We start from the raw sequence: 8,802 nt of genomic DNA on the forward strand, positions 1-8,802 counted from the left end.
GGCGCCGTCGAACTGCGTGCTGTCCATGTCGGCGGGGTCGGTCAGCTCCTTGGAGACGCTCGTCTTGACCTCGGTGACCTGGTCGGAGGACAGGCTCTCGGTCGTGACCCGCCAGTCGCCGCCCGCCTTCTGCACGATCACCTGGTGGGGGCCGCCGTCGGCGACGGCGCCGCGCACCTGCTCGATCGAGGCGCTCGGCGCCTTGAAGGTGAAGACGGAGCCGCCCTTGAACTCCACGCCGAAGTTCAGGCCCTGCACCAGCAGGCCCGCGATCGACAGCGCCAGCAGCAGCCCGGAGATCGTGTACCAGATCTTCGGCCGGCCGACGATGTCCGCGCTGATCTCGCCCCGGTAGATCCGGGAGATGGCCGCACGCGTTCCCATGCTCAGGCCTCCTGGCTCGTCGTGCGGGCGGCTGGGGCGGAGGTGTCCTGCGCCTTGTGCAGGCGCCTCGGATCGAGTCCGGACATCGGATGCCCGCGTCCGAAGAAGTTCGTGCGCGCCAGCAGCGCGACCATCGGCTTGGTGAAGAAGAACACCACGATGACGTCGATGAGCGTCGTGAGGCCCATCGCGAACGCGAACCCGGCCACGCCGCCGACCGCGAGGAAGTACAGCACCAGGGCCGCGAGGAAGGTGACGGCGTCGGCGACGAGGATGGTGCGCCGCGCCCGCTTCCAGGCGTTCTCCACCGACGAGCGCAGCTTGCGCCCCGCCCTCAGCTCGTCCCTCAGCCGCTCGAAGTAGACGATGAACGAGTCGGCGGTGATGCCGATGGAGACGATCAGGCCGATGATGTGCGGCAGGGAGAGCCGGAAGCCCATCCCCTCACCGAGGATCACCACCGCCTCGTAGGTGATGGCCGACGCCACGACCAGGCTGGTCACGGCCACCAGGCCGAGGCCCCGGTAGTAGAACAGGCAGTAGAGCACCACCAGGCCGAGCCCGATCGCGCCGGCGACCAGCCCGCCGGTCAGCTGGTCGGAGCCCAGCGTGGACGACACCTCGTCGATGGAGCTCTGCTTGAACTCCAGCGGCAGCGCCCCGTACTTGAGCACGTTGGCGAGGTCGGTGGCGTACTGCTGGTTGAAGCTGTCGGGCGGACCGTCGATGCTGGCGGTGCCGCCGGTGATGGCGCCCTCGCGGATGCTGGGCGCGGACACGACCTGGCCGTCCAGCACGATCGCGACCTGCGCCTGCGGCGAGGACGGGTTCTGCTGGTAGGCCTGGGACGCGGCGGTGGTGACCTCGCCGAACTGGCGGGCGCCCGTGCCGTTGAACTTCAGCGAGACCGACCAGCTGGCCTGGCCCTGCTGGGCGTTCGGCGGCATCGCGCTCGCCGAGGAGACGCTCTCGCCCAGCACCCGGACCGGGCCGAGGATGTACTTGGCGACCTGGCCGCTCTCCTGGTCCTGGTCGCAGGCGGCGACGAACTTGCGGTTCGGGTCGTTGGACCCGGGAGCCCGCCGGTCGCCGCTGTAGCAGTTCAGCGCCTCGAACTGGCTGATCACGGCCTTGTCGGTGACGTCCGGGTACTCCTGCGTGGGAGCCGTGGGCTGCGCCGACGGCTGGCCCAGCGGCGACGACGGCGACGGCGCGGCCGACGGCGCGGCGGACCCGGACGGCTTGGGCGTCGGGGCGGTCATCGCCCCCGACAGCGCCCGGCCCCTCGGGGTGGACGACGTCGACGGCGACGCGCTCCCCGAGGGGGAGGCCGACGCGGACGGCGACGGGCTCTTGCCCCCGTCCTTCTTCGCCCCCGCGCTCTTGGAGGGGCTGGGGGACGGGGTGGGCGCCGCCCCGGTCGACGGCTTCCCGTCGGCCACCGCGAACACCTGGCGGAACTGCAGCTTGGCCGTCGTCCCGATCAGGTTGACGACGCGGCCCTGCCCCTCACCGGGGACGTTCACCACGATGTTGTTGCTGCCCTGCTTGGCGACCTCGGCGTCGGACACACCCAGACCATTGACGCGCTTCGTCATGATCTTGACGGCCTGGTCCATCTGGTTCGCCGGGGGATTCTTGCCGTTCGCGGTCTTGGCCGTGAGCGTCACGGTCGTGCCGCCGGCGAGGTCGAGGCCCAGCTTGGGCTTCGTCTGCCCCTGCCAGACCGCCAGACCGGCCATGACCACCATGATCGCGAAGAGCGCGAGGAGCGTGCGCCCGGGCTTGGGCGCATTCTTGGGCGGAGCCACTTGTCGTCGTACTTCCCGTCGTATCGTCGCCGTGAGAGGGGTCAGGCGGGCTTGTCGCCCGCCTCGACCTTCGCCTTCCCCTTCGGCTTGGACTCCGGCTCGCCGTCCTCGCCCGCGGTGTCCGCGGCCTCGTCGTCCCCGTCCTTGGACAGGTCGACCTCGGAGCCGTCCTTGGACAGGTCGACGCGGTCGCCGTCCTCGTCCTCGCCCTCGGCGTCCTCGTCGTGCTCGTCGTCGAGCTCCTCGGGCTCGTCGTCCTTGAGGACCTGCATGACGGCCTGCTTGACGAACCGGACCTCGACGCCGTCGGCGATCTCCAGCACGATGCCGTCGTCGTCGACCGCCACGACGGTCGCGCGGATGCCGCTGGTCGTCAGGACGCGAGCGCCCGGTTCCATGGCGTTCTGCATCTGCATCTGCTCTTTGCGGCGCTTGCTCTGCGGCCGGATGAGCAGGAAGTAGAAGACCAGTGGCACGGCGAGAAGCAGAAGCAGATTGAAGGACCCGCTACCACCCGAGCCCGCCGCGAGAATAATGTCGCTGCCCATTACTGGGGCATCCTTCCGATGTCGTTTGCCCAGCCTGTGACCAGACCGGTCACGTGCAACGGGACCGCCGGCTGGAGACGGTGAACCAAGTCCCGGAGTCTAGAGAGTACGCGAGACCCCGGCAACGAGGCGACGATCGGCGACGCCGGGAAGTTCCCAACCCGTTATCAGATGATCACTATTCCGCCCCGCCGGCATCCCTGTCCAGGTCGAACAGCGTGCCCGCCATCGGCGCCGTCGGCGGCTGGGGAAGCCCCAGGTGCGCCCACGCCGCGGCGGTGGCGACCCTTCCCCGCGGGGTCCTGGCGAGCAGGCCCTGCCGGACGAGGAACGGCTCCGCGACGACCTCGACGGTCTCGGGCTCCTCCCCCACCGACACGGCCAGCGTCGACAGACCCACGGGTCCGCCGCCGAACTTGCGCATCAGCGATTCCAGGACAGAACGGTCGAGCCGGTCAAGGCCCCGTTCGTCCACCTCGTACAACGCCAGGGCGGCGCGGGCCGATTCCCGCGTGATCACGCCGTCGGCGCGCACCTCGGCGTAGTCGCGGACGCGGCGCAGCAGCCGGTTGGCGATGCGGGGCGTGCCGCGCGAGCGCCCGGCGACCTCGGCGGCGGCGTCATCGGAGATCTCCACGTCCAGCAGCCGGGCGGACCGGCGGACGATGATCTCCAGCTCGGCGGGCTCGTAGAAGTCCATGTGCGCGACGAAGCCGAACCGGTCGCGCAGCGGGCCGGGCAGCATGCCCGCCCGCGTCGTGGCCCCCACCAGCGTGAAGGGGGCGATGTCCAGCGGGATGGCCGTCGCCCCGGGGCCCTTGCCCACGACGACGTCGACGCGGAAGTCCTCCATCGCCATGTAGAGCATCTCCTCGGCGGGCCGCGCCAGCCGGTGGATCTCGTCCAGGAACAGCACCTCGCCCTCGGCGAGGGTCGACAGCACGGCCGCGAGGTCGCCGGCCCGCTCGATCGCCGGACCCGAGGAGATCCGCAGCGGCTGCCCCAGCTCGGCGGCGATGATCATGGCGAGGGTGGTCTTGCCGAGGCCGGGCCCGCCCGACAGCAGCACGTGGTCGGGGGTCCGGCCGCGCCCGAGCGCGCCGTGCAGCACCAGCGAGAGCTGCTCGCGGACCCGCTCCTGGCCGACGAAGTCGGCCAGCTTCTTCGGCCGCAGCGCGGCCTCGATCTGCTGCTCGTCGACCCCGCCGGCGTCCGCCGACACCAGCCGCTCGGTCTCGTCGGTCCCGCTCATCCCCGCTCCCCGCGCCTCCCCTGGCTCCCTCACTGCCTGCTCAGCTTCTTCAGGGCCGACCTCAGCAGCGCCGCGACCGGGGGCGTCTCGCCGCCGTCGAGCTCGGCGGCGACGGCGTCCACGGCGGCGTCGGCGTCCTTGGCCGACCAGCCGAGGTTGACCAGGCCCATCTGCACCTGCTGGCGCCACGGCTCGGCGCGGGCGGGCGCCCGCAGGTCGCCGCCGTCGTCGCCGACCGGGCCGCCGAGGCGGTCCCGCAGTTCCAGGACGATGCGCTGCGCGCCCTTCTTGCCGATGCCGGGCACCTTGGTGAGCGCCGTCACGTCCTCGGTGGACACGGCGCGGCGCAGCGCGTTCGGCGAGTGGACCGCCAGCATCGCCAGGGCGAGGCGGGGCCCGACGCCGCTGGCGGTCTGGAGCAGCTCGAAGACGGTGCGCTCGTCGTCGTCGGCGAACCCGAACAGGGTGAGGGAGTCCTCCCGGACGACGAGGGAGGTCGGCACCCGCGCCTCCTCCCCGACCCGCAGGCCCGCCAGCGTGGCGGGGCTGCACTGCACCGAGAGGCCGACGCCGTGCACGTCGATCACCGCCCCGTCGGGCCCGGCGGCGGCCACCCGGCCGCTGACGAAGGCGATCACTTGACGCTTCCTCCTCTGCTCCGGGCGGCGAGCCGGTCCCGTTCGGCCCGGGCCGCCTCCTCGATCCGCGACCGCTGGGCGTGCGCGAGCCGCCGCTGCGCTCCCCCGCGCCACACGTGGCAGATGGCCAGGGCGAGCGCGTCCGCGGCGTCCGCCGGCTTCGGCGCCGTCTCCAGGGACAGCAGCCGGGTCACCATCCTGGTCACCTGCGCCTTGTCGGCGCGGCCGTTCCCGGTGACGGCGGCCTTGGCCTCGCTGGGGGTGTGCAGCGCGACGGGCAGGCCCCGCCGGGCGGCCAGCAGCATCGCGATCCCGGCGGCCTGGGCCGTGCCCATCACCGTCCGCACGTTGTGCTGGGAGAACACGCGCTCGACGGCGACGGCGTCGGGGCGCAGCTCGTCCATGACGGCCGCGATGCCCGTCTCGACGCCCAGCAGGCGCAGGGCGTGGTCCTCGTCGGGGGCGGTCCGCACGACCGACACGTGCACCAGCCGCAGCCGCTTGCCCGGGGCGCCCTCGACGACCCCGACCCCGCACCGGGTGAGGCCGGGGTCCACCCCCATCACCCGCACGGCCGCTCCTTCGATCATCTGTTCGGCCGCCAACGCTATCAATCCGCGTGGCCGGTCAGAAGTAGTCCAGCGAGAACGGCGTGGCCGCGAACGCGGCCCCGAGCGCCTCCGCGTCCCCGCCCTGGAGCAGTCCGGCGCGGCGGAGGGTCGGCACCGGTATCCCGCAGTAGAGGGCCGACAGGCCGCGGGGCCCGAGGCGCACGGCGCCGGAGCCGGCGGCGGAGCGTTCCAGCCGCCCCTCGCCGCCCTCGATCTCCAGGCGCCAGTGGCCCGAGTTCGCCGGACGCAGCGGATCGTCGATCTCCAGCGGGACGCCCGCGGCGACCCCGGCCGGGTAGCCGCGCGCAGCGATCGCCGCGGGCGCGTCGACCACCCGCAGCATCCACTGGGAGCGGTGGACGGTCTCCTGCTCGCGCTCGCGCGGCAGCCACAGCACCGGGTCCATCGGCGACACGCAGGCCCGCACCGACTCGGCCGTGGACGAACCGGACCCGACGATCGCCCACAGCGCCCTCAGCGTCCGCTCGGACGAGGCGACGAGCCGCTCGACCTCCAGCCCGGCGTTGCCCTCCGCCCAGCGGTAGGAGAGGAACCCGTCCTCGGCCAGGTAGTGGTAGGCGTCCGGGCCACCGAGGTGCTCGCGCCACCTCGCCTCCGGCCAGCCGACCGGGCCGCAGTCGCGCGCGGCCCGATGCACGCGGCCCACCACGGCGGCGACCTCGGCGGCATCGCCGGGCCCGGCCCTGCGGACGGGGACCCGCTCGGCCGCGATCGTGCGCAGGGCCTCGGTGGACAGGTCGACGTGGTGCCAGCCCCCCGCGTGCTCCCAGCCGAGCGACCGGTAGAGCCGCGTCGTGGCCGGATACAGCATGGCGAGCGGGTGACCGAGATCGGCGCACCGCCCCAGCAGGTCGGACACCAGGCGGCGGCCGAGCCCCCGCCCGCGCTCCTCGGGCGCGACCGTGATCGCGCTGACGCCGGCCGTGGACACCGCCCGCCCGTGCCACCACTGCGTCATGTCGAGCAGCGCCCCCGTGGCGACGACCGCGCCGCCGTCGAGGCCGGCGAACTGCCTCCCCGCCTCCGCCGCCTGCCGGACCAGCCGGGACCGACGCGCCCACACCTCGTCGGACAGCGGCCCGAAGGCGCGGGCGCGGATGTCGCGGACGGCGTCCGCCTCGTCTGGTGCCAGAGCGCGAATCTCCATGATCCAGACCGTATGCGACGGCGCCGACGGGAACGCCGCCGCACCCGGGCGGGCGGCGGCGGCGTTCGCGGGGCGACGGGGCGTCAGGCGTCGATGGAGGCCATGACCTCGTCGCTCACGTCGAAGTTGGCGTAGACCTCCTGGACGTCGTCGGAGTCCTCCAGGGCGTCCAGGAGCCGGAACACCTTCTTGGCGTTGTCCTCGTCGAGCGGGACGGTGACGCTCGGCAGGAACTTGCTCTCCGCCGACTCGTAGTCGATCCCGGCGTCCACCAGCGCCGAGCGGACCGCGACCAGGTCGCCGGCCTCGCTCACGACCTCGAAGTTCTCCTCGTCGAGGTCGTTGACCTCCTCGGCCCCGGCGTCCAGGACGGCCATCATGACGTCGTCCTCGCTGGTGCCGGCCTTGGGGACGATCACGACGCCCTTGCGGTTGAACATGTACGAGACCGAGCCCGGGTCGGCGAGGGAGCCGCCGTTGCGGGTCAGGGCGACGCGGACCTCGGAGGCGGCCCGGTTGCGGTTGTCGGTCAGGCACTCGATGAGCACGGCGACACCGCCGGGGGCGTAGCCCTCGTAGGTGATGTTCTGCCAGTCGGCGCCCCCGGCCTCCTCACCGGCGCCCCGCTTGCGGGCGCGCTCGATGTTGTCGTTCGGGACCGAGTTCTTCTTCGCCTTGTAGATGGCGTCGTAGAGGGTGGGGTTCGCGTCGGGGTCGCCGCCGCCCGTCCGGGCCGCCACCTCGATGTTCTTGATCAGCTTGGCGAAGAGCTTGCCCCGCTTGGCGTCGAGGGCCGCCTTCTTGTGCTTGGTCGTCGCCCATTTGGAATGGCCGGACATCTGTCAATCCTCCTCTGTCGTCCGGCGCACCAGATCGGCGAAGTAGTGGTGCACGCGGAAATCGCCTGTCAACTCCGGATGGAACGCGGTCGCCATGAGGCGCCCCTGGCGGACGGCGACGATCCTACCGGCGTTCGGCCCGCTCTCCGCGCGTCCGAGGATCTCGACGGCGTCGCCGACGGACTCCACCCAGGGTGCGCGGATGAAAACGGCGTGGTACGGCGTGTCACCCATACCGGTCAGCGGGACGGCGGCCTCGAACGAGTCGACCTGCCGGCCGAACGCGTTGCGCCGCACGGTCATGTCGATCCCGCCGACGGTCTCCTGGCCCGCCACGCCGCCCCGGATCCTGTCCGCCAGCATGATCATGCCGGCGCAGGAGCCGTAGGCGGGCATGCCCGCCTCGATCCGCTTGCGCAGCGGCTCCAGCAGCTCGAACGAGCGCGCCAGCCGCCACATGGTGGTGGACTCCCCGCCGGGCAGGACCAGCCCGTCGACCCGTTCCAGCTCGTCGGGGCGGCGCACCTTCACGGTGCGCGCCCCGGCCTCCTCCAACGCGCGCGCATGCTCGCGCACGTCGCCCTGCAGGGCGAGGACACCGATCGTGGGCACAGCAGTCACGTGGAAACCTTCCGGGGGCACAGGAGACGTCTCAACCCTAGACGTTCCTTACAACGCCCCACGACCTGGCTGATCTTCCCAGCACGCCCGGCTGGCGCCGGACGCTTCACTGTGGGGAGAACCCCACACCCCCCAAGAACAGGGCCTGACCGACGCCTTCCACTCCGCAGGCTCCGCTCCAGACGCCAGTCAGGCGTGCCGGAAGCGGCGGACCGGAAGCTCCAGGGGGAGGAAGCCGTCCTTGCCGCGGTCGGCGATGCCGCGGCCGAACATGTGCTCCTCGGCGAGGGCGAGGCCGAACTCCTCGGGGTCGAAGGGGAGCGGGACGTCCGGGGCGCCCGCGTCGACGGCGCGCCAGAAGGGGCGCTCGACGGGCAGCCGCTCGCCCTGGTCGACGACCACGCCGTCCTCGGCGGTGACGTACACGTCGCGGAGCAGCACGCCCGACTCGTACCAGCGGAACCAGCAGCTGCGGATCACGTTGTGCAGGACGAGGACGCCGCAGCGGGACCCGGGGAGCGCCGCCGCGGCGGTGTCGGCGATGCGGCGGGCGTCGTCGTCGAGGCAGAACAGCCGCCGGTCGCACAGCAGCAGCGCCCGCTCGAAGGCGCCGACGAACAGCTCGTCCTCGTACGGCCAGAGCGCGAAGTCCAGGACCGTGTCGCCGGTCTCGGTGAGGGAGGCCGCCGGATACAGGCGGCGCGCGATCTTCGCGGCGGCGTCCGGATCGGGCACCAGGCCCGGCCGGAACACCTCGGCGGGTTCACCCGCGCTCGCGCACGCCAGCGCGACCGACCAAGCCATGCTCCATCCCTCCCGCGGCCGGGCGCCGGCCAGGGCTCGCCCCTCCGGCCGCGCCGTCAGCGTAAACCCTCTCGGCGGCCCGTGTGGCTGGTTCTGGTCCTGGTCGGTGGTGCACAGGAACCGCGC

9 protein-coding genes and 1 pseudogene are annotated in these 8,802 nt (G+C 72.5%); all 10 read right to left on the reverse strand.

Annotated features, from left to right (window positions below; genetic code table 11):
- Positions 1 to 384: pseudogene (locus AB0C69_RS32600) on the reverse strand (protein translocase subunit SecF); the annotation flags it as partial.
- 2 nt (positions 385 to 386) lie between these two features.
- A complete protein-coding gene (gene secD, locus AB0C69_RS32605; protein ID WP_360358796.1) occupies positions 387 to 2,126 on the reverse strand; it encodes a protein translocase subunit SecD in 1,740 nt (579 codons plus the stop codon).
- Between the two features lie 110 nt (positions 2,127 to 2,236).
- The gene (yajC, locus tag AB0C69_RS32610) at positions 2,237 to 2,743 is read right to left on the reverse strand and encodes a preprotein translocase subunit YajC (RefSeq protein WP_345179059.1); all 507 of its coding nucleotides are present in this window, start codon (positions 2,741 to 2,743) and stop codon (positions 2,237 to 2,239) included.
- 178 nt (positions 2,744 to 2,921) lie between these two features.
- Positions 2,922 to 3,995 carry a Holliday junction branch migration DNA helicase RuvB gene (gene ruvB, locus AB0C69_RS32615; RefSeq protein ID WP_345179060.1) on the reverse strand — a complete coding sequence of 358 codons (1,074 nt, stop codon included), beginning with the start codon at positions 3,993 to 3,995 and terminating at the stop codon, positions 2,922 to 2,924.
- A 29-nt stretch (positions 3,996 to 4,024) separates the two neighbouring features.
- On the reverse strand, positions 4,025 to 4,633 hold the full coding sequence (gene ruvA / locus AB0C69_RS32620) for a Holliday junction branch migration protein RuvA (RefSeq protein ID WP_353834139.1): 609 nt from the start codon (positions 4,631 to 4,633) through the stop codon (positions 4,025 to 4,027).
- A complete protein-coding gene (ruvC, locus tag AB0C69_RS32625; RefSeq protein WP_345179216.1) occupies positions 4,630 to 5,205 on the reverse strand; it encodes a crossover junction endodeoxyribonuclease RuvC in 576 nt (191 codons plus the stop codon). The genes ruvA and ruvC overlap by 4 nt, the downstream gene beginning before the upstream one ends.
- Before the next feature lie 55 nt (positions 5,206 to 5,260).
- Entirely contained in the window at positions 5,261 to 6,412 is a 1,152-nt protein-coding gene (locus AB0C69_RS32630; RefSeq protein WP_353834140.1) for a GNAT family N-acetyltransferase, read from the reverse strand.
- A gap of 83 nt (positions 6,413 to 6,495) precedes the next feature.
- Positions 6,496 to 7,251 (reverse strand): YebC/PmpR family DNA-binding transcriptional regulator, encoded by a 756-nt coding sequence (locus AB0C69_RS32635; protein ID WP_185024089.1) that lies wholly within the window; start codon positions 7,249 to 7,251, stop codon positions 6,496 to 6,498.
- Positions 7,252 to 7,254: 3 nt separating this feature from the next.
- Positions 7,255 to 7,872 carry a pyridoxal 5'-phosphate synthase glutaminase subunit PdxT gene (pdxT, locus tag AB0C69_RS32640; protein WP_345179065.1) on the reverse strand — a complete coding sequence of 206 codons (618 nt, stop codon included), beginning with the start codon at positions 7,870 to 7,872 and terminating at the stop codon, positions 7,255 to 7,257.
- Positions 7,873 to 8,061: 189 nt separating this feature from the next.
- Positions 8,062 to 8,676 carry a hypothetical protein gene (locus AB0C69_RS32645; protein WP_345179066.1) on the reverse strand — a complete coding sequence of 205 codons (615 nt, stop codon included), beginning with the start codon at positions 8,674 to 8,676 and terminating at the stop codon, positions 8,062 to 8,064.
- Positions 8,677 to 8,802 lie beyond the last annotated feature (126 nt).

The sequence above is a fragment of the Actinomadura sp. NPDC048032 genome (assembly GCF_040653175.1).
In the GTDB taxonomy this organism is placed as follows: Bacteria; Actinomycetota; Actinomycetes; order Streptosporangiales; family Streptosporangiaceae; genus Spirillospora; species Spirillospora verrucosospora.